The organism is Undibacterium sp. YM2 (assembly GCF_009937975.1).
GTDB lineage: Bacteria > Pseudomonadota > Gammaproteobacteria > Burkholderiales > Burkholderiaceae_D > Undibacterium.
In genome coordinates, this window is sequence record NZ_AP018441.1 from 590,880 (window position 1) to 611,722 (window position 20,843).

19 protein-coding genes are annotated in these 20,843 nt (G+C 52.1%); 11 read left to right on the plus strand and 8 right to left on the minus strand.

Annotated features, from left to right (window positions below; translation table 11 throughout):
* Window positions 1-192 precede the first annotated feature (192 nt).
* Window positions 193-750 (plus strand): glutamine amidotransferase, encoded by a 558-nt coding sequence (locus tag UNDYM_RS02805; protein WP_162039674.1) that lies wholly within the window; start codon window positions 193-195, stop codon window positions 748-750.
* 46 nt (window positions 751-796) lie between these two features.
* On the opposite strand, the gene UNDYM_RS02810 is transcribed toward UNDYM_RS02805, so the two are convergent.
* Window positions 797-1,699, minus strand: coding sequence for a LysR family transcriptional regulator (locus tag UNDYM_RS02810; RefSeq protein WP_162039675.1), 903 nt, complete (start codon window positions 1,697-1,699; stop codon window positions 797-799).
* A gap of 134 nt (window positions 1,700-1,833) precedes the next feature.
* Between UNDYM_RS02810 and UNDYM_RS02815 the strand changes: the two genes are divergently transcribed.
* Together UNDYM_RS02815 and UNDYM_RS02820 are read left to right on the plus strand one after the other, a co-directional pair.
* Entirely contained in the window at window positions 1,834-2,697 is an 864-nt protein-coding gene (locus UNDYM_RS02815) for an MBL fold metallo-hydrolase (protein ID WP_162039676.1), read from the plus strand.
* An 84-nt stretch (window positions 2,698-2,781) separates the two neighbouring features.
* Window positions 2,782-3,171 (plus strand): nuclear transport factor 2 family protein, encoded by a 390-nt coding sequence (locus tag UNDYM_RS02820; RefSeq protein ID WP_162039677.1) that lies wholly within the window; start codon window positions 2,782-2,784, stop codon window positions 3,169-3,171.
* A gap of 6 nt (window positions 3,172-3,177) precedes the next feature.
* On the opposite strand, the gene UNDYM_RS02825 is transcribed toward UNDYM_RS02820, so the two are convergent.
* On the minus strand, window positions 3,178-4,044 hold the full coding sequence (locus UNDYM_RS02825; protein WP_162039678.1) for a LysR family transcriptional regulator: 867 nt from the start codon (window positions 4,042-4,044) through the stop codon (window positions 3,178-3,180).
* 96 nt (window positions 4,045-4,140) lie between these two features.
* Between UNDYM_RS02825 and UNDYM_RS02830 the strand changes: the two genes are divergently transcribed.
* Window positions 4,141-5,070, plus strand: coding sequence for a DMT family transporter (locus UNDYM_RS02830; protein WP_162039679.1), 930 nt, complete (start codon window positions 4,141-4,143; stop codon window positions 5,068-5,070).
* Between the two features lie 41 nt (window positions 5,071-5,111).
* Here the strand turns inward: UNDYM_RS02830 and UNDYM_RS02835 are convergent, their stop codons facing one another.
* The gene (locus tag UNDYM_RS02835) at window positions 5,112-5,840 is read right to left on the minus strand and encodes a metallophosphoesterase (protein ID WP_162039680.1); all 729 of its coding nucleotides are present in this window, start codon (window positions 5,838-5,840) and stop codon (window positions 5,112-5,114) included.
* Window positions 5,841-5,991: 151 nt separating this feature from the next.
* Between UNDYM_RS02835 and UNDYM_RS02840 the strand changes: the two genes are divergently transcribed.
* Both UNDYM_RS02840 and UNDYM_RS02845 read left to right on the plus strand, forming a co-directional pair.
* A complete protein-coding gene (locus UNDYM_RS02840; RefSeq protein ID WP_162039681.1) occupies window positions 5,992-6,582 on the plus strand; it encodes a hypothetical protein in 591 nt (196 codons plus the stop codon).
* Between the two features lie 239 nt (window positions 6,583-6,821).
* A complete protein-coding gene (locus UNDYM_RS02845; protein ID WP_162039682.1) occupies window positions 6,822-7,646 on the plus strand; it encodes a hypothetical protein in 825 nt (274 codons plus the stop codon).
* Between the two features lie 19 nt (window positions 7,647-7,665).
* Here the strand turns inward: UNDYM_RS02845 and UNDYM_RS02850 are convergent, their stop codons facing one another.
* Window positions 7,666-9,618 carry a DUF6585 family protein gene (locus UNDYM_RS02850; protein WP_162039683.1) on the minus strand — a complete coding sequence of 651 codons (1,953 nt, stop codon included), beginning with the start codon at window positions 9,616-9,618 and terminating at the stop codon, window positions 7,666-7,668.
* 305 nt (window positions 9,619-9,923) lie between these two features.
* Between UNDYM_RS02850 and UNDYM_RS02855 the strand changes: the two genes are divergently transcribed.
* Both UNDYM_RS02855 and UNDYM_RS02860 read left to right on the plus strand, forming a co-directional pair.
* Entirely contained in the window at window positions 9,924-11,141 is a 1,218-nt protein-coding gene (locus UNDYM_RS02855; protein WP_162039684.1) for a serine hydrolase, read from the plus strand.
* Window positions 11,129-11,617 (plus strand): DUF3471 domain-containing protein, encoded by a 489-nt coding sequence (locus UNDYM_RS02860; RefSeq protein WP_162039685.1) that lies wholly within the window; start codon window positions 11,129-11,131, stop codon window positions 11,615-11,617. The genes UNDYM_RS02855 and UNDYM_RS02860 overlap by 13 nt, the downstream gene beginning before the upstream one ends.
* A gap of 92 nt (window positions 11,618-11,709) precedes the next feature.
* Here the strand turns inward: UNDYM_RS02860 and UNDYM_RS02865 are convergent, their stop codons facing one another.
* Window positions 11,710-13,419: a S41 family peptidase gene (locus UNDYM_RS02865; protein WP_162039686.1), complete on the minus strand. Its 1,710-nt coding sequence runs from the start codon at window positions 13,417-13,419 to the stop codon at window positions 11,710-11,712.
* A gap of 200 nt (window positions 13,420-13,619) precedes the next feature.
* Between UNDYM_RS02865 and UNDYM_RS02870 the strand changes: the two genes are divergently transcribed.
* The 3 genes from UNDYM_RS02870 to UNDYM_RS02880 all read left to right on the plus strand — a co-directional run bounded on the left by UNDYM_RS02870 (window position 13,620) and on the right by UNDYM_RS02880 (window position 17,668).
* Window positions 13,620-14,204, plus strand: a complete 585-nt coding sequence (locus UNDYM_RS02870) for a metal-dependent hydrolase (RefSeq protein ID WP_162039687.1) — start codon at window positions 13,620-13,622, stop codon at window positions 14,202-14,204.
* A gap of 334 nt (window positions 14,205-14,538) precedes the next feature.
* Window positions 14,539-16,527 carry a glycosyl hydrolase family 18 protein gene (locus UNDYM_RS30390; RefSeq protein ID WP_304941423.1) on the plus strand — a complete coding sequence of 663 codons (1,989 nt, stop codon included), beginning with the start codon at window positions 14,539-14,541 and terminating at the stop codon, window positions 16,525-16,527.
* A 100-nt stretch (window positions 16,528-16,627) separates the two neighbouring features.
* The gene (locus UNDYM_RS02880) at window positions 16,628-17,668 is read left to right on the plus strand and encodes a cupin-like domain-containing protein (RefSeq protein ID WP_174244916.1); all 1,041 of its coding nucleotides are present in this window, start codon (window positions 16,628-16,630) and stop codon (window positions 17,666-17,668) included.
* Between the two features lie 112 nt (window positions 17,669-17,780).
* Here UNDYM_RS02880 and UNDYM_RS02885 read toward each other — a convergent pair whose 3' ends face one another.
* The 3 genes from UNDYM_RS02885 to UNDYM_RS02895 form a co-directional block, all read right to left on the minus strand.
* Window positions 17,781-18,722 carry a chitinase gene (locus tag UNDYM_RS02885; protein ID WP_232064335.1) on the minus strand — a complete coding sequence of 314 codons (942 nt, stop codon included), beginning with the start codon at window positions 18,720-18,722 and terminating at the stop codon, window positions 17,781-17,783.
* The gene (locus UNDYM_RS30395) at window positions 18,626-19,453 is read right to left on the minus strand and encodes a carbohydrate-binding protein (protein ID WP_232064347.1); all 828 of its coding nucleotides are present in this window, start codon (window positions 19,451-19,453) and stop codon (window positions 18,626-18,628) included. Before UNDYM_RS30395 ends, UNDYM_RS02885 begins: the two co-directional genes overlap by 97 nt.
* A 407-nt stretch (window positions 19,454-19,860) precedes the next feature.
* Window positions 19,861-20,646 carry an ABC transporter substrate-binding protein gene (locus UNDYM_RS02895; RefSeq protein WP_162039688.1) on the minus strand — a complete coding sequence of 262 codons (786 nt, stop codon included), beginning with the start codon at window positions 20,644-20,646 and terminating at the stop codon, window positions 19,861-19,863.
* Between the last annotated feature and the right edge of the window lie 197 nt (window positions 20,647-20,843).

Here is a 20,843-nt window from a genome sequence, read left to right on the forward strand (position 1 = left end):
CAACACACTCGGGATCATGTAAGCAAAGCCATATTGAGGAGCCCCCATGAAAACTGCCCTGATCATCCACCACGTCGCTTTTGAAGATGCAGGCAGTTTTCTTGCCCTGCTGAAAGAGCAGGATTTTGACATTCAGGAAGTTAACGCCTGTACCCAGGGTTGGGCTGCGCTGGACCCGCTGGCGGCTGATGTGTGCATCGTGCTGGGCGGCCCATCGGGGCCTACGAAGATGACAATTATCCCTTCTTGTTGCAAGAGGTGTATTTCCTGCAGCAACGCCTGCATGCAGACTTGCCCACGCTGGGTATCTGCCTGGGCGCGCAAATCATGGCACGTGCGCTGGGGGCCAGCGTTTATCCGGCGGTGGCCAAAGAGATAGGCTGGCTTCCGCTGAAGATGACAAACGAAGGTAAGGACACGCCAGTGCGGCATTTTGATGCAAGGCATTGCAATATGTTCCACTGGCATGGCGATACCTTCGATTTGCCGCAGGGTGCACAATTGCTGGCGTCTAGCGAGGCTTGCCAAAACCAGGCTTATGGCTGGGGCAAGCATGGTCTGGCGTTCCAGTGTCATCCAGAGGTGACGGCAGCAGGTTTGGAGGCCTGGTTTGTAGGCAATGCCTATGAAATGGCACACGAAAAATTATCGATACCACAGATGCGCCAGCAGGCGGCCAGCCATACGCTGGACCTTGCACATCAGGCGCGTTTGTTCTTTACCGAATGGCTGAGAATATGCGGAGTGTAATGCTGATTTCAAAGACGGCATGGAACCAGGGCCTGTCGGCATTTACTCACCAGGGCTGGCTGGCAAATTCCGCCACCAGAAAATCCAGCAAAGCACGCACCGCAGGCGACAAGTGACGGCGCGAAGGGAATAGGGCATAGATAGTCATGGGTGGTGCCGTCCATTCCGGCAAGATGATTTGCAGATCACCTTTGTCCAGATGATCACCCATCAGGTAGGTCGGCAACAGGGTAATGCCCGCACCAGCCAGTACCGCCTGCAACAATACCGTCGCATCATTGGCACTGAAATGGCTGGCGATATCGACCTGCACGCTGTCATCTCCACCCTTGCCCTCACGCACAAAGCGCCAGGTGTTGCGGCCATAATTGGCATGGCTTAAACAGCGATGGGCAGGTAAGTCCTGCGGGTGTTGTGGCAAACCCGCCTGCTGCACATAAGAAGGCGCGGCGACCAACACAGAGTCACAGATAGCCAGTGGCCGCGCGATCAACAAAGGATCAGGCTCGCTGCTGATACGTATCGCCAGGTCTATGCGCGCCTCAACCAGGTTGACGGTGCCATCACCGACATGCAGGTCTATTTTCAGCAAGGGATGTTGCGCGAGGAACTTGCTGATGACACGCGCCAGATGACCAAAGGCAAACGAGGTACTGCAAGTCAGCCGCAATTGCCCGCGCAATTCTGCATCATCGCTGCGGGTTTCTTCTTCTATATTCTCCATCAGCACCAGCATTTGCTGGCTGCGGCGCAGGCATTGTTCACCCGCATCCGTCAGGGTCACGCTGCGCGTGGTTCTTTGCAGCAGGCGGGCATTCAGCCAGCTTTCCAGCTCACTCACATAACGCGTCACCATGGCGCGCGACATGTCCAGCTTGTCTGCCGTAGCACTAAAGCTGCCACTGCTAGCCACCTCACAAAACACCCGCATTGCTGTCAGTCTGTCCATGATCTATCTGCCATTTGCTTGAATATTGAAACAGTTATGTGCATTTTAGCTGGTTTATCTGGCTAAAAAATGAAATTAAACTGCAAGCACTGAATCAATACAGATTCAAAACCCCTTAAAATCTGGAGCCCACCATGCTGCGCACTACCATCCTGGCCACTACCCTCGCTGTCACTTTCGCCTCTGCCGAGGCAGCTACACCCTTGCAAGTCAAAGTCTATAACGCTGACGGCAATAGCTTTAATGTTAATTCCACCCTGGTCTATGGCGAGAAAGAAGCCATGGTCATCGATGCCGGCTTCACCCGTGCAGATGCCTTGCGCATCGCAGCCAATGTGCTCGACAGCGGCAAGCAACTTAAAACCATCCTGGTTAGCCAGGCTGATCCTGATTATTACTTCGGTGTAGAAACCCTCAAGGAAGTCTTCCCGCAAGCCGATGTTGTCGCCACACCCGCCGTGCTGGAAAAGCTGACAGCCAAAGTCGCAGTCAAAGTCGCCTTCTGGGGCCCAAAAATGGGTGCCAATGCACCACGTACACCCATCCTGCCAAAAGCCATGAGTGGCAATAGCCTGACCGTCGATGGCCAAGTGGTCGAGCTGCGCGGCAACCAGGGTTTGCTGGCACATCGCCCTTATTTCTGGATACCTTCCATCAAAGCCATCGTCGGCAACATAGGCGTGTTTGGTAACCTGCATGTATGGACAGCAGACACCCAGACCGTGGCAGAACGCAGCGCCTGGGTCGCACAGCTCGATGAAATGGCAGCCCTGCAACCAAAAATCGTCGTGCCTGGCCACATGAAGTCTGGCGCCGCTATTGATATCAGCGCCATCACTTATACGAAGGCCTATCTGCTGTCGTTTGAGAAGAATGCAGCGGCGACCAAGACAGGTGCTGAGCTGATTGAAGCCATGAAAAAAGCCTACCCTGATGCGCCACCAGGTTTGTCTCTGGATATTGGTGCCAAGGTAAATAAGGGTGAGATGAAGTGGTGAGTTTGGTTCAGTTAATTCACTAGAACGTTACCAAACATGGCGAACAATGGTTCGCCATGTTGTTTCCTGCGAAGCGCAAAAAATATGAGCAACCTCAATATCATCAAAAGCACTTATGAAGGTAAGATCTCGGAAAAAAACGGCAAGAACCTCCAGCGCTATCTGGCGACAGACGCCAGTTGGACCGAGGCGAAAGGTTTCCCCTATGCCGGTACTTATATTGGCTTCACCGACATACAAAAGAATGTCTTCTACCGTCTCGCCACCGAATGGCTAGACTACAAATTCACCGTAGAAGATTACGTCGCCAGCGGCGACAAGGTCGTGGCTTATGGCACTTATAGCGGTACGCATAAGACGAGCCAAAAATCTTTCACAGCCAGAGTCGTCCATCTTTGGCAATTAAAGGACGAAAAGATCATCCGCTTTGAACAGTTTGTTGATAGCCACAGCGTTATTGTTGCAATGGCCTAGGTCGCGCTACACCCCACGCCGCTCACTCAACCCCTGCATAATCTCATTCGCCAGGCACTCCGCCGCAGGCGAATTATTTTTGCGGCCTTTGATGAGCACAATATCCAGCGGCGCTATCGGTTTCAGACCTTCCGCTTTCCCCAACCGCACCAGATGTGCAGGGACGCTGCATTCGGCCAGTGCGGCTATCGCCAGGCCTGCTTCGACCATCGCCAGTATGCCCAGCAGGCTGGGGCTGCTGTAGGTGGAGTAGTAGGGTAGGCCGCTTTTTTCCAGTGCGGTGAGGGTATGGGCGCGGGCGACGCAGCCTTTGTCGTACAGGGCGACTGGTAGCGGGCTTTTCTTCCAAACGGCGTGTTTTTCTGCGCCTACCCAGACCATGGGTTCACGGCGTATGAAGGCACCATCGAGACCTTCATCGCGGGTGACAAAGGCCAGATCGATGGCACCTTTCTTCAGCAGGGGTCTGAGCAACAGGCTTTGCAGGCACACCAGCTCTATTTCCACGCCAGTAAATCTCTTGGAAAACCGCTCCAGCACAGCAGGCAGTAGCGAGGATACATAATCATCCGGTGAACCCAGCACCACCTTGCCCACCACTTGTTGCGTGCGTAATGCATTCAGTGCCGCCTGTTCAGTCTGCAATAGCTGGCGGGCAAAGGGTAACAGGGTTTCACCCGCCAGCGTCAGGGCGATGCGCCGGGTATGCCGTTCAAACAGGGGCTGGCCCAGGCTGGTTTCAAGCTTGCTGATCTGCATGCTGACTGCGGCCTGTGACCTGTGCACGGCTTCTGCCGCGCTGACAAAGCTCAGGCGTTCGGCGGCCAGCACAAAGGTACGCAACTGACTGAGGTTGAGTTCAGATAAATTCATGATTCAGTTATTCGAAAGTATGATTTCAATTTAATCAGCTTGTCTGATGCATGGACAAAATTCATGATAGCGCAATAATCAATCAGAGAGCAAAACATGTCTGCGCCATCAGCCGCCATCCCTTACAACCGCAATGCCACACTGGCGTACATCGCCGCCATGCTGATGCTGGCAACGCTGGGCATCTTTATTCATGAAGCTGGCCTGGATGCTGTGACGACGGTATTCTTCCGCTGCCTGTTTGCCGCCATCGCGCTGGCGCTTTATTGCGCTTACAAAGGCATGTTTGTCGCTGCCAATTTCTCACGCAAGAACCTGGGGCTGGCAGTATTTGGTGGTGTGCTCATGGTGGTGAACTGGGTGACTTTTTTTGCAGCGATACAGCGCATAGGTATCTCGGTTACCACGATTGTTTTTCATGTGCAGCCGTTTATCGTCCTGCTGTTGGGAGCGGTGCTGTTCCGTGAAAAAATCGCTGCCAATAAACTGGCCTGGATATTCCTGGGCTTTTTCGGGTTGGTGCTGGCCTGCGGCTTGCAAGTGAGTGGAATACAGGTGAGTGGGCAAATAAATAAGCAATACCTGACAGGTTTGCTGCTGACACTGACAGGTGCATGCGCCTATGCTGGTGTGACCCTGACCACCCGCGCCATGCGCAATATGCCAGCACATCTGATTGCATTGATACACTGCCTGGTGGGCCTGGTCTTGCTGGCTGGTTTGGTCACCATCCCGGTTGATGGCATCAGGATGCAGCAATGGGCATGGCTGGCTGGGCTGGGCTTGATGCCAACCGCGCTGGCCTATGTATTGATCTATGGCGCATTACCCAAAATGCCTACGACGGCAATTGCGGTGCTGACCTTCGTCTATCCGGCGTCGGCGCTAGGTGTGGATTATCTTGTGTATGGGCAACACATCAGTCTGCTGCAAATGGCGGGACTGGTGCTGATCGTGCTGGCCAGCCTGGGTGTGAACTTGAACTGGTCGTGGTATGCAGTCAGGCAGAGGCTGGCAGCTTTGTGACACTCAGGGTTTGTTCAATTTACCTGCTTATCTACGTCTGCTTATCTACGTCTATGCAGCGTTGCCCAGGGCACTTCATGATCATGCTTGCCTGCGACAATGACGTTGCCGTCTATGTCCGATACTCCACACAAACCCACTCCCTGCGCTTTAAAACCAAGGCGTTCCTGGTGTTCGCTGTAATCGATACGGTCGTGATGATGACCGTGGAAGCTGCGGCTCACGCGCATGCTGCGGGCCAGTTCATCGATGGTGGCAAAGCCGTGCGGGTGGGCACTGGGGGCTTCATGCGTGACCAGGATGTCGGCACGCTGGCTGGCGAGGTAGTTGTAGTCGGTAGGGAAGATGGAACTGTAATGCTTGCGCGGCAAGCCATCACGCCAGCGGTTTTCTTTACCTGCCTTCTGCGTATATTCTCTTTGCGTCTGGAATTTCTTTGGCCCCGGCGGCATCCAGATATGACCCCTGAACACACCACCCAGACCGGCGATGCGGTAACCGGCAACATCAACTATGCGCCCATGCAGGTTGCGGCCAGCCAGGGCTGAGCCAAACAGGTGGTCGTAGTCAGCATCGGTATCTGTATCATGGTTGCCGTGGATATACCAGACTTCAGTCAGATCAACGATGGCCTCAAGCTCCATTTCCAGCGGCTGGCGGGCTTGCAAATCTCCTAGGAAGATGATGGCGGCAGGGCGCTTATCCAGCACTGCATCAATCACATGCTGGAAATTGCCGTGGGTGTCACCGCAAAAATAAATAGCTTGCATAAAATTGCATTTAAAATAGTGGCGCACCGAAGACAGCACCGCAAGAGTTCAGATGCAAAGAATATACCTGAGAAACAAATTCAAATAAGATACAGGTAACAAATATATTTCGAAATTTCACATTCTTCACATCTTATTTAGTAAATCAATTATGTCACCATGGAAATGGATCATCGCTGCAATCATCCTGTTCTTTGCCGTCCAACACTGGCGTAACCGTCCTTTGCCAGTGCCACCAGGCAGTATCGCGCCGAATGAGCCTGTGCAGACTTCAGGTTCTGGCAAGACTTACGATCAGAATAATTACAAGCTGACAGCGCTGGCAGACTTTACGGTAGAGGCACGGGTCTTGTCGAAGCAGACTTATTCATCTGACCGCGAAGCCGAGCTGGCCCCGGTAGATCTGGCGCTGGGATGGGGTTCCATGTCAGATACGGCGGTGCTTGATCAGTTGTCGATAGGGCAGAGCAACCGTTTTTATTTCTATCGCTGGGAAAAAGAGCCACCAAGGCCACCGGCAGAAATCGCCACCCACAGCGCGAACATGCATTTGATACCCACCACGCCTGCGCTGGAAAAAATCATGAAAGATGTGCGCGTCGGCCAGGTAGTCAAGATACGCGGCCAACTGGTTGAGGCCAAAGCTGCCGATGGCTGGCACTGGCGTTCATCCCTGACCCGCGATGACACCGGCGCAGGTGCCTGCGAATTGATCAGGGTAGAAGCGATTGAGGTGAAGTGAGCCTGAGATAAATTGATAATGAGTAATAAATTTGCAAATTAGTTCTGCCAGGCAGTGCCCTGAGGATAAAAATCCAGTACTTTGTCCAAAAATATAGCACCATGTATCAAAAGTGAGGACACTTTGAAAATTGTTGTGCCTGTTTCTCCCCAATTTTTGCTGCGTGGGATGCAGGCACAGGCTGCCCGGTGGGATGCATTACCCCGCCCCGGCAGCATAATCATTCAAGGAAATGTTACATGCCCTCAGTTTCTGTTTTCACTCCCGCTAGATATGTCGCCACGCTGGTGCTCACGCTGCTCATGATGTCAGCACATAGTAGCCAGGCACAAACGCAGGCCAGCTTACCTGCCAGCACGCCTGCAAGTGCACCTGCCAGTACGCCCGCAAGCTCATCTGCAAGCGCGGCTGAAGCTGCAGCACAAGAATTACAAAGTGTAGAAGTCAAAGCCGTCAGGGACCCCGCCATCATGCCGTATAAGATGGCTTATGAGCTGATGTCCAAAGTGCGTGCAGCAAGCAAAGACAAGGTACAGATACAGATACGCATCACCTCGGCCAAAACCCGTGCACCGGTACCCAACCTCAGTATCTACCTTGACGGCAAGAATACCCACCAGCAGCTCGACATTTCAGCAACCGGTTTTGTCAACGTACCGCTGGACCAGGCCGCCTATGCCGATGGTGCCGAGTTTGTCACCAACCAGAAAAAAGGCTCGATGGAAGTTCATGTCCTGCTGCTGCCCAAACTGCCGCAAGATGTCTTCAAATATGCCGACATCAGTGAAAGCATAGAGGCTGCACAAATGGCCATCAAGGAACTGGTGCCCTGGTATTTTCGCCTGTTCATGCCCTCGGTCAATAGCATAGGCATTTGCTACGCAGGACAAAACCAGACTGTGCTGGTCAAAGGCAGTGAAGAGCAGCAACTGCCCGCCAACAGTGATACCACCGACCCTCTCAAAAACAAAGTCCATTGCGCCCGCTTTGCAGCCAAGGATGTTGCCAAAGAAAAGGGTAACCTCATCATGCCGGCAACTGGCTGGCAGGCGATTTATATGTGAAGCCTGGTGCAAGCCGCAATCATGTTTTTTGCGGAACCCGGATACCGATCAAAGCTGGATTGATTTTGGACATGGGTACCGCACTTTCCATGACGATGGCAACAGCGACATACGCTGGCGTGGTGGTGCTAACCTGGTCTATGACATCCTGTATGGCAAGGGCATAGGCGACGGGCCATTCATCAGGACTGGCGCAAAATCTTTCTATCGTGGGTTGCAAGGCAGGCCAGAAATTCTTGAGGTAATTGAGTGGTGTGTCTGACGCCGGAAAACCACTGGGCAAACGTGGCTTGCCAAATTCTGCACTACCCAAGGTGTTGCTCACATGCTTGAAGAGTGCGTGCAGGTCGGGCCTGTCTTGCGGTTTTGCGCCATTGCTTTCGGCTGCGCCACATATCATTGACCAGACTGAATACTGGCTCTCTGCCAATGGGCGGTTGATAGCATCGCCCATGAAGTAGCTGGTACCGTCGTCACAATCTACCTTGATGATTTCATTGCCATGCATTTGAGCCCGTGCGCTCATCTGGCAGGAAAAACCAGCCAGCGCACCCAGCATGCTCAACAGCGATTCTATGTGCACGCCCTTGTCATTTTTCATGGCTTCCATCAGGCGCTTGAGAATTTCTCTACCACCCAGTCTGGCACCGATCAAGGGCTCGGTTTTCCGGCGCTCGCTGATGGCTGCCAGCAGGGAATCTGCTACAGCATCAGTCGTGGTGGCAGCGCCGTTGGTTTGCGTCTGGTCAGCTTGCACAGGGGATGCTGCTTGCGGAAATGGCCGCCTGGTCGTTGGATTGAAATACATGTTCAGCAGAGGGATCAGGGCGCAAAAATTTGCCAGTGCGGACAAGTTCAGGCTTATCAAGCTTCTTTTCATTGTCCTGTCACGGATGATCAACGTTGTGCTGTACAGAACATGCTTCACTTCTATGCTGCCGATATCGTTTGCGTTGATCACCTTGTTTGCAGTCATCAGATGGGTCTTGCGTACTTTTAAGGCAGAAAAATCCAGGCTTGCGCCTTGTTCATATTTTTCCAATAAATGTGGAAAAAGGATTTTTTCCTGCAATTGACGCAGGCGGGTCAGCAGTTCACCCATATTAGCGATATTGCTGGGGATGATCAGTTCAGTGCTGCGGGAGCTACGGTTTTTTAAAATCAGGCAATCATTGAGTCGCCCGGAAAAAAGCGCCGCCATGCTGGTGCTGTTACGTGCGTGATTCTCATAAATGCTGAGCTCCGTCGAGAAGCTGATCAATCCGGCCTCCAGAGGGCCCTGTACGGTCAGGCCTTTTTCATAAACATGTACTTGGTAGTTGAACTGACTGACAATCAAGAGCAGCGCAGGTGTGAGAAGGAGAATGCCGAGCAAAAAAACCGGCCAGGACGCAATGGTCCAGCCCATCGCCAGTGGCAAATAAGAGAAAATCAGGAGCAAGTAATGCAATTTCTGCAGCGACCAGTTTTTCTGGTAGCTGGCGACCAGCTTGCCCAACGCCGCAGATGAAAACTCGTCGGCAAATTTTTGCTTGCGTGCATGTACAACTTGAGTCATGCGCAACAGCAGATACAAAAGCAGGATAAGAAATGGCATCCACAAGGCATTGCCGATGAGGTAATCGATCAACCTGATGCGGTAGCCAGGCAAGGGTGTGGGCAGCATGCCGTTTTGCTGCAGCTCTTTGATACGCTCTGGCGACAAGGGGTAATAGTCAGTCGGGCTGCCCTTGACGCCCATGACAAATCCTTCATCTGTAATGTTATATGGGAGTAAAAACACGTCAGTGCGCAAGCGCCTGCCCAGATATAAGACTTCGCCATCATTCCCGCGTGCGCTGGTATTTGCCACCCAGTCGATTTCATAATTTGAGTTGACGACACTGGCCTGTGCATTGGCACCGTATAAACAAAATAAAACAAATAAATAGATGGGCAGTAAACGAAAAATTGGAAGAACGGCAGGTCGCAAGGGGATTTCCTGAAAAAGGGCAGACAAGGGCAGATAAGGACAGGTGCAGGTACTGCTGTAAAAGCTGGTCAGGTATCAGTATGCCATTGAGCAGCCACACTTACAAAGCGGCACGGCGGCAGCTTTGTCAGAAGCAGCTCTGGAATTGTTCTTTTTTTACTTGTCTTGTTGTAATATGAGCAGCATTTTGCTGGGCAATGTTGTCATGCAGTGACAGGGTCGGGCAGGTGCATCGCGCATCTTTGCATAATGCACGTACATATTTTTTTGCCAATGGCATGCAAAATATACATAAAGGAATGTTCATGAAGATATCATCAGCCCTGCTCGCAGTATGCAGCCTCTTCATTCTGGGGCCAGTCGCTGCGGCAGAGGACTTCGCTGCAGCTGCACAAAAAGTCGCCAATGCACGTGTCAGCAGTGCCGCGATTCCTGGCTTGGTAGTCGTGACCGTGAATGGTCAGGAGCAAAAAATACAGGGCTTTGGTCAGGTCACAAATGGTACCGATGGCAAAAATCAAGCCCACCTGCCAGATGCCAATACCGTTTTTGAAATAGGCTCAGTCAGCAAAACCTTTACTGCCTTATTGCTGGCAGACATGCACGCGCGTGGCGTGCTCAAGCTTGATGATACTGTGGCAGCGCTGCTACCAGCCTACACCATACCGCAATATCAGGGCCGTGCCATCACCCTGCTGGATCTGGCTACTCAGACTTCAGCCCTGCCACGGTTGCCTGCCAATTTCTCGCCCAGGCAGGCGGATAACCCTTATGCAGATTACTCAGAGAATAATCTGCGCGTTTTTTTGCGCAGCTATCAACTGACGCGCGCGCCGGCTGCAAAGTATGAATATTCCAACCTTGGCTTTGGCCTGCTGGGCCAGGCACTGTCTGCGCGAGCTGGCAAGTCTTATGCAGAGCTGGTGCAGGAGCGCATTGCCAAGCCGCTGGGAATGGCAGATACCGGCATCGCCCTGACTGCCAACATGCAAAACAATCTGGCAATTGGTCATGATGCACAAGGCAAGACTGTCGCCAACTGGGACATGCCCACACTCGCAGGTGCAGGGGCCTTGCGTTCCAGCGCACAAGATATGCTGCGCTATTTGCAGGCACACATGCACAGTGCCAATGTCAAGATGCCCGCAGGTCTGCAACTGGTGCAACAGCCGCAACGACCCACTGGTATGCCGGGTTTGCAGATAGGCCTGGCCTGGCATGTGCAAAGCGTGCGCGGTCAGACTGTGGTCTGGCATAACGGCATGACGGGCGGTTATGCATCTTTCGTCGGTTTTACGGCAGATGGCCAGCGCGGTGTCGTCGTGCTGGCCAATGCCAGCGTCAATGTTGATGACATAGGCATGGCAGCCTTGCTGCCTGCCGATGTCGGCAATACAGGCGGCAATACAGCCACCGACAAGCTCAGCGCAAATCAACTGGCAGAATACACAGGCCGTTATCAACTTGCCCCGGTGCCATCCTCAATATCAGCGCCGGGCCAGATGGCCTGTTGGCGCAATTGACAGGGCAGCCACAGGCACCAGTGTTTCCGCGCAAGAAAGATGAATTCTTTTATAAAGTAGTCGAAGCCAGCCTGCAATTTGAGCGTGATGCCAGTGGCAAGATACAGTCACTGACCCTGCACCAGAACGGCCATGCCTCGCCCGCACCGCGCATAGGCGAGGCTGCTCCAGAAGCGGCTTCAAACGCAAGCAGGCGTACAGAAATAAGCCTGCCTGCTGAACAGCTTAAACAATATATCGGCAGCTATACTCTGGCACCCGGCTTCAAACTCATCATCAGCGAACAGTCAGGCCAGCTATTTGCGCAGGCTACCGGCCAGGGCAGCAATGCTATCTTTGCCGAGGCAAAAGACAAATTCTTTTTAAAGGTCGTCGATGCACAACTGAGCTTCCAGCGCCAGGCCGATGGCAAGATCAGCGGTCTGGTACTGCACCAGAATGGCCGCAATATGCCGGGGCCGCGTGATGCGGATTAGTCATGATGAGGCCAGGTTTTTTTAAATGGTCGTCGTTGGTAGCGAGCGCTGGGCATGCGGTCGCTGCCAGAAATAACGCTTTGTTTGTCCGTTTATTTCAATTGCTGATTCAGTGCTGAGATTGCCGCATTCAAAACTGTATCAACCCGATTTCTGAAGTCTGCCACGGTTTGTGCAACTTTAATATCTGGCACAATACCTTTGCCGACAAATTCTGTGCCGTCAGGGAAGGTGTCATTTTTGACGCAGACCCTGCCTGAGCCGCCTCCTGGCAGGTTAAAACTGATTGGCGACCCTGTGCTGCCAGCGGTTGCTCCACCGATGATCAGCCCACGTTTCATGTTTCTGAATGCAACGACAAAATCCTCAGCAGCAGAGAAGGTTTGTCCTGAAGTTAACACCACGACCGGGCCCTTGAATTGATGGTTCGCATCTGGTGTGACCTTGTATACCGGGTAGGTGTATTCTGGATTGCTATTGTGTTGAGAGCGATCAATGGAACGGTAATTGCGTATGGTCGCTTTTGAAGTTGGAAATACATCCATGCCCAGCGTTTTCAATATATCGTAGCCGACATGGGCATTGCCGCCACCATTGCGGCGCACATCCAGAATGAGGGCTTTTGCTTTTGAAATTTCTGGAAAGTCCTTCAGAAAAAGTTCTGTGACTTCGGTGCTCTCAAATGTGGTCATCCATACATGGGCAATGCCACCTTCCAGCATCTTGAATGTGTACCATGATCCTCCAATCGCGTTGCTTCTTTCTTCATTACTGACTCGCTTTGCCGAATAGTGTTTCACTACACCGTTTTCATCCCGTGCTGCAAAGGCTATTTTTTCGCTGATTGGTCCCTGCAGAAATTCATATTGATATATGCGAACATCTTTATCCTGTCTGGTGCCTGAAGAAATATAAGGAGCCAGGACTTTTTCTGAGTACTCCTGCGCCGGCATGCCATTTACACTGACTATCTCATGTCCACGCTTTAATCCTGCTTGTTGCAGTTCAGAATCACCTACCCACCTTACTATGACCTTGCCTTCCATTAGCTCGATGTAAATAAGTGGTTTGGTTTGGTATTTGTCATACTCTTGTTGAGAAGGATAAACATTGGTATGCCCATCCTGTAATAAGGCGACCATTTCCGAAAGTAATTGGTAATATTCAAGATTTGTTTTTGCTGCCCGAATTTTTGGTAAATACTGCAAATACAAACCATCCCAATTGATGTCTTGAAGTTTTTCGACAAAGACAAAGTTATATTTTATTTCTGACCATACCCTGGATAAACCAGCGACGCGTTCATCTTCTGTCAATGATTCTTTATAGGGTGTTTTCCAGGTACTACCGTTCCAAAATTCAGCCTCTTTTTTGGAAGCTGTTTCGAATTGCATAATCAGCTTATCCCATCGCGGATCCTGGTGCAAAACATCGAAATCCTTATTATTCTTGAGTTGTCTAATGTTGAAATATTTGACCCTGTATGCGTTTTGCAACCAGGTAAAGGCCAGATCAGTCTGCTTCAATTTGCTTGCTGACGCGGCAGCGCCGTATGCGGCACTGCCCATCGATGGGTCTATTTCGTAAGCTTTTTGAAAGTACTGCAATGCAATCTGGTAGCGGGTTTCCTGATGCGCACGAATACCCAATTGCTCATTTTCTGCCGCACTTATTCCCCATTGAACGACAGCCCCGGTGTTTTCCGATGCCAGGATATTGGTGGCCGGTAGCAGAAACGCTCCTGCCATGAATGCGATGTGTGTCAGTCTGCTTGCTGCGTTAATGAAGTGAGCGGGCATCATTTTATTCAGATTAGTTGGTTAATAAATTTATTATTAAGTTTATTGTTTATTGCAATAATACAATGACTGTATCATGTAAATGTCACAACACATTCTGCGCATAAAATTTTTCAGCTACTTCATCTTCGCCGCACAGACACTTCACACTGCAAGGCTAAGCTGGCGCATCTTTATTCGCTGCCATTTGGCCACGTTCACCGATGTCTTCTTTGCTGGCTCATGTCGCTACTGGCCTGACGCTGTATTTTTGCCGCAGCGATCGGCGGCCACGGCTGCATGTCAGTATGGCTTTGCCGGTTTTGCTGGCGATTGCACCTGACTTTGATTATTTTGGTATCTGGTTTTTTCATCTGCGCTATGAACAGCGTTTCACGCATTCGCTGTTGTTTTGCCTGCTGACAGGCGCAGTTGCTTGTTACCTTGTTCGCCGCGTCGGACGGCAATCGCCTGCCATGCCGGGTTTCTGGATATTGCTGCTGGCGGCATGCTCGCATCTCTTGCTTGATATGCTGGTAGGACGGGCTTTGCCTTTGTTGTGGCCCTTTGTAACAACTGAGTTTTCCCTGCCCTTGATGTTGTTGCCAGGGGCCTCACATACCGGGCTGGTCAGTTATGCTTTCTGGCGCAACCTGATCATGGAAGCGTGCTTGCTCTTGCCCATGTTGGCGGCCATGGTGATGCTGGTGCGACGCGCATCTGTGCGGAGCTACATGCCAGAAATCCTGCTGGTACTGGCGATGTGGTCAGGCCTGGTCTTTGCCGGAGGGCGGCTGGCAGCTATCTGATAGTTGACTCCAGCATCGTGGTAAATTTTTTAACCAATACCCTGTATTTAGTGATAATACCACTTCAACTAATTGTAACTATTGGTATTGTTATGGTATCTGAACTGCCTTACCTGTTTTTATCCTTACGCCCCACAGTTTTTACTTTCCAAAGCCCGATGCGCTGAATTGGACTCTTACTTTGTAACAATATTTTGTTTCCAAAAAAACCACTTGACCGCCTGATATTTAAGCAACATCGTTGCCTCAGTTTCTGCTCAAAATGAAACAGGAACGACGAAAATGACCCCACAAAACCGGGGCATTTATCTATCAACAGTTCAGGGGGAATAGGATGAGACATAGAACTGGAATTCGCATTAATCACCTCATGCTCAGTCTGGTCGGCGGTATGCTGGCAGCCTGCGGTGGAGGAGGCAACACCAGTAGTTTGACAGACACACCCAAAGCCGGTGCGCACATGGCAATGCCGCCCGCAGAGGTGCCCAGCAGTTGTGCAGTCTGGAGCAGTACTCAGGTTTATACCCAGGGCAATTGCGTAACTTATCAGGGCGTAACCTATAAAGCCAAATGGTGGACGCAGGGGAATGTGCCGGGCACAGAACAGTGGGGACCATGGGAAGTCAGCGCGGTCACGCCAACACCGACTCCAACGCCCACGCCCACGCCGACTCCAACTCCGACACCTACACCTACGCCCACTCCGACACCGACGCCCACTCCTACGCCTACACCAGGATGCGCGCCTTATGTGGCGGGAACCAGTTATCTGGCGGGCAGTGTCGTCAGCAATGCCGGCGGCTATTATCGTTGCGATGTCGCGGGCTGGTGTTCTACCGGTGCTTCTGCTTATGAACCCGGTGTAGGCTGGGCCTGGACCAGCGCCTGGACTGCGGTGACTGTCAGTGCCTGCCCAACGCCAACACCGACACCTACTCCAACCCCGACGCCGACGCCGACGCCGACACCGACACCAACACCAACACCAACACCAACACCAACACCAACACCAACGCCAACGCCAGTCGGTGGCCGCGAAGTTGGTTCCTACTTTGCCCAATGGGGTGTGTATGGTCGTGGCTATGAAGTGGCAGATATCCACACCACGCAGACACCCGTCAATGGTGTGCAGACCAGCGTCGCTGATCAATTGACCTTCATTAACTATGCCTTCGGCAATGTGTATGCCAAAAATGGTGGCTATGAATGCGACATGGTGACCAAGGCAGAGACTGGCAATAACGTTCCGGCACCAGCAGATGCGGGTACTGGCGGTGATGCCTTTGCCGATTACCAGCGTCAGCCAGCACGCACCGTCGATGGCAAAACCATACCCTGGGACGCCAAGCTCACCGGCAATTTTGCGCAACTGAAATTGCTGAAGGCGGCACATCCTAACCTCAAGGTGTTCATCTCACTCGGTGGCTGGACATGGTCGAAGTTCTTCTCTGCCGCAGCAAAGACGGATGCCCTGCGCAAGCAACTCGCGAAGTCTTGCGTCAAGCAATTCATTGCAGGTGATTTGCCGGTGCAGGATGGCCGCGGTGGTCCTGGTGCAGCCAAAGGTGTGTTTGATGGTATCGACATCGACTGGGAATACCCAGGCGGTGGCGGGCAGCCGTATAACACTTTTGATGCTGTCAACGACAAACATAACTTCACTTTGTTGATGGCAGAATTCCGTGCGCAACTCGATGCGCAAGGGGCTCTCGACAACAAGCGTTATGCGCTGACTGCAGCGATAGGCGCGGGCACTGAAAAAATCGCCCAGACCGAGCCTGCCTTGTATAGCCAGTACATGGATTGGGTGAATGTCATGACCTATGACTTCCATGGTGGTTGGGAAAACACCACCAACTTCCATTCACCGCTGTACCATGACCCTGCAGACCCATCCACGGGTGTGCTGGCCAAGTACAATAGTGACGATGCCATACAGGCCCTGGTCACGGCTGGTATGCCACGCAATAAAATCTTGCTGGGCATTCCATTCTACGGGCGTGGCTGGAAAGGCGTCAGTGCCGGGCCAAATGGAAACGGGCTGTACCAGGCGACTGGTGGGTCAGCACCGGCTACTTATGAAGCAGGGATAGAAGACTACAAGGTCTTGAAAAACAAGGCCGGTACGCGCACCCTGCATCCGGTGACCAAGCAACTGATGTTGTTGACCAATAATGGCGAATGGTGGAGTTATGATGACCCTACTGTCATTGCCATTAAAATGAAGTATGTGCGTGACCAGAACCTGCGTGGCGCATTTACCTGGGAGCTTGACGGCGATGCCAGCGGTACCCTGGGTAGCGAAGTCTGGAAAGGGCGATAAGCCTGATTAGTGGAATGGTATAGTCCATTAATAGTGTAGGGCTGCGGGTGTGATGAACAATACCATCACATCCGCAGTTTTTTCAGCGAGAGGAAAGTACATGAATGCACAACTTGGTTTGCATGCGCCAATAAAGCAAACAGCCCAGCCCATGAGCGATGAATGGCGTCGCTGGATCGCAGAAAATCTGCTGCTCGGCGCGCATCCGGCAACACTGGAAAATGTCTTGCAAAAAAATTCTTTCAGCCTGCACACAGCACGACTGGAAATCAGTGCAGCTTTATCCAGTCCCTATTTTCAAGGCGTGCAAAGGCTCAAAAACCGCCTCGACAAGCGTGACTGGGTATTGGCCATCAATGCCAAACTCGATCAGATAGAACCGATGATGCTGGAGCGCAAACAGCAGTTATCTGGTGAACAGTTTTTGCATGACTATTACCAGAAAAACCGCCCCGTCATTATTACCGGCATGCTCGATGATTGCCCGGCGCGCAGCCGCTGGAACCTGACCTGGTTCCGTGAGCATTTTTCTGAACGCCAGGTAGAAGTGCAATTTGGCCGCAATAGCGACGCCAATTATGAAATGAACAGCATCGCCCACAAACGCCAGATGCGCTTTGGTGAGTATGTCGATCTCGTGGAAAAAAGCGGCCATAGCAATGACACGTACATGACCGCGAATAACGATTCCAGCAACCGCAAGGCACTCAATGAACTGTGGGAAGACGTGCCTTCATTGCCCGAATATCTGAAGACCGATCAGGGCAAGCAGGGCTTTTTCTGGTTTGGCCCGGCGGGCACGATTACGCCTTTCCACCATGACCTGACCAATAATTTCATGATGCAGATCATGGGACGCAAGCGCGTGAAACTCATCGCGCCATGCCACCTCGCCAAACTGCAAAATGAGCGTCATTGCTTTACGCCTGTCGATGGCCGCAACATCGACCTGACACGCTTCCCCCAGATGCGGGATGTGCCTGTGCTGGAATGTGTATTGGAGCCAGGCGAGATATTATTCCTGCCTGTGGGCTGGTGGCATTTTGTGGAATCACTGGATATTTCTGTCACCATCGCTGCGACAAATTTTCTCTGGGATAATGACTTCTTCAGTAATTACCCGGCCAATCACGACTTTTGATCAACAGTCTTTCATAAGAAGAAAAAGCACTTGCGGCGTATGCCGGAGCGCAGTTTTTTTGTATCGGTTATCCATGCCTTGCCTGTCATCTGACAGGCAAGGCATTTCTACATCAAGGCAAGGTTTTCAAGACAGCCTTGGTCGGCGCCGAGAAGTTGTAGCCGTCATGTTTATCCCAGTTGATAGACCAGGTCATGACCCCTCTGAAGCCAGGGTAGGCTTGTTTGGGGACGATGGTGCCGCAGTTCAGCAACTTGGTTAAACAGTTCAGCGCATTGCTGACATCTGCCGAAGTGGTAAAACCGGAATTGGCTGAACTACGGCCAGACGGCACACCAAAAGCAACCTGGTCAGGACGCAGACCGGCAAAGGTATTACCGCCATAGGTAAAGCCCTCGATCAGCATTTTTGCCGTGCCCACCAATTGATCTGCCGAGCCTGCCCTGAGTGGCGCAGACTGGTAAGGCGTGTAGATATCGCCATTGTTGTAATACTGTGGATGCAGGATAGTCAACTCATCGCGCAGCGCGTTGATGATGGGGATATATGCACCCCAGATTGAGCCGTAAGAAGTAAAGCCACCTTCCACATATACCCATTCCGGTGCCATCGACAGGTAGAAGCTTGCCCCGACTTTGGCTTTCAGTTTTTTGACAGCGACCGGCAGGTAAGTCTGGATAGCGGCACCCTGCGCCACGCCGTTTTCAAGATCAAGATCAATACCATCAAAACCATATTTACTGATGATGCCGTACAGACTGTTGGCAAAATTGGTCGCCTCTGCATCAGAGCCTACCGAGACTGAACCATTCTGGCCACCGAGTGACAGTACGACTTTTTTGCCTTGCGCCTGCTTGGTCTTGATGTCTGCAATAAATTGCGCTTCGCTACCGGCGCCAGGGTCCAGCGTAAAGCTCACATTGCCACCGCCTGCGTTGTCACCAAACGAAACGACGATCACATCCCAGTCATTGCTGACTTGCGCGATAGGATAGGTATTACCGCTCGGGTTCGTAAAGTTGTGCCAGTAACCGACCAGTGCATGCTTGGCCAGGCCAGGGACTGGTGTGGGAGTCGGTGTTGGCGTGGGCGTTGGAGTTGGTGTGGGGTAGGCGTCGGTGTTGGTGTCGGAGTGGGCGTTGGGGTAGGTGTTGGCGTAGGTGTGGGGCAGGCACTTGATGTGACTGATGTCCACGCGCTAGTCCAGGCCCAGCCTACACCAGGCTCGTAAGCAGATGCACCGGTTGAACACCAGCCCGCTACATCACAACGATAAAAGCCACCCGCATTGCTGACCACTTTTCCAGCGGCGTATTGGGTGCCGGCGACATAAGCAGAACAACTCGGCGTTGGAGTTGGTGTAGGAGTCGGCGTAGGTGTCGGCGTAGGTGTCGGCGTAGGTGTCGGGGTTGGTGTGGGCGTTGGGGTTGGCGTAGGAGTCGGTGTGGGCGTTGGTGTGGCATCACAAGCCCCTTTGCCTGTCCAGGGTTTACCGCTTCCAGACGCGCCGCTATTGGTCGTGGGGTTTTCATTTTGCGTCCACCAGTTTGCCACATAATTATTGCCACCGGTGCTGACCAGGGCACCGCCGTTGTAGGCCGTTGCTGCATCCCAGGCCGCATAGCATGCTGTAGAAGCCACTGCTGGCGGAGCCTGTGGCGGCGTGATTGCCTGCCCGTTGCCTGCTGCACTACCACTGCCACCACCGCACGCAACCAGCAAACTACCGCTCGTTGCGCACACCAGCATGTTTTGAATCAGGTTTCTTAAAGTCGTATTTTCCACTGCCGTCTCCCCCGTGATTTTGTGAATTCAGAAAATGTGTTTATTCCCCCAGATACATTCTTGATACGCTTGCCCTTGCTGCAGACAAGCGCTCAGGATTCAAGCATGTAGGCCTTGAATTTGGACGTCAACTGGTTTTGTTTTTATCTCGCCACTTAGATACCACTTAATTGACAGGCAACAAGATGCAATGGAAATAAGAATCAGGTAAACAACGTGTGCCCTGCTTTTGCCGGGCAATGATCAGACCAGCCATGGCGATTTGCGATAGTGGTATTAGGGTTTTTGTAATGCGCAGGAATGATCGCGGGCCAGATGATGGCGCATGTAGGTGCAGACCATCATGCGTAGATAGCTAAGGAAGCAACTAAATAAGCCTGCTTATTCGGGCGAGCCCAGGCAAAGCCTCACTCCTGATACTTTTCAAATAATTTTGCCAATGTACCTTGACGCTCAAGCAAGGCGATTGCGGCTTTCAATTTCTTTGCATCTTCAGGCGCTAAAGTTTTTGACAACAGCATATGGAACTCATCTTTGAGCATCAATTTGGGTAGCAGCTTGATCTGGCCTTCCAGTCCAGCTTGCCGTATGTCGGCCACAATGCCGGGCGAGCGGTGACAATAAAAGCGGCCCCTGCGGGCAAGCAGTTTGTTCAGATTGGACTTGGACGAGACTGCGCTGGAATCTACGTGCAAGCCACCCAGGTCTCTCAAACGATCATTGATGGCATAGTTGTGCATGGACAGGATGATGCCGTCCTTGCCCAGTTTGCGTATGTCATCCCAGCTAGTCACCTGGACGTCGTCATCAGCCCGCACTGCCAGCAGGTAATTGACCGAGAATATGGGGGTCTCGACATAGTCAAAGAGGAGGGCGCGTTCTTTGGTATGCAGCAAGCCGCAAATGGCATCCATGGGGCCAGAAGTGATACGGACCAGTGGCAACCAGTTTTGATCGCCGACAAACTTGATGCCAGGTTCCACCGCTTCTATGGCCCGCATGATATCGACACATATACCGCCAACAGCAGGTTTGCCGTCTTGTACTATAGCGATGAATTTAGGGGCAGACGCTTCTTGCGCCGCTGTCCTGATCAAGCTCTGTGCGCTGGCAGGCCCGGCAAAAAATAACAAAGAGGCCGTGAGCAGAATAAGCCACCCTGCGCTTTTGATACTCAATGCGAAGCAAGTCACGTATTGCCTCCGTTTTTATATTTATTAGCGTCGCATCAGGCTTGATTTTAGCCAGAGACAAGCTTGCGAGCGCTTTTCATTATTGTACGCCAGCGTATGCGCGATGTCGCTGTGATTCAAGAGAACAGGATTTCATCTGCCACACCAATAGCACCTGAACTGCTCTGCTGTGTAACACAGGACCAAGACAGGCCAGG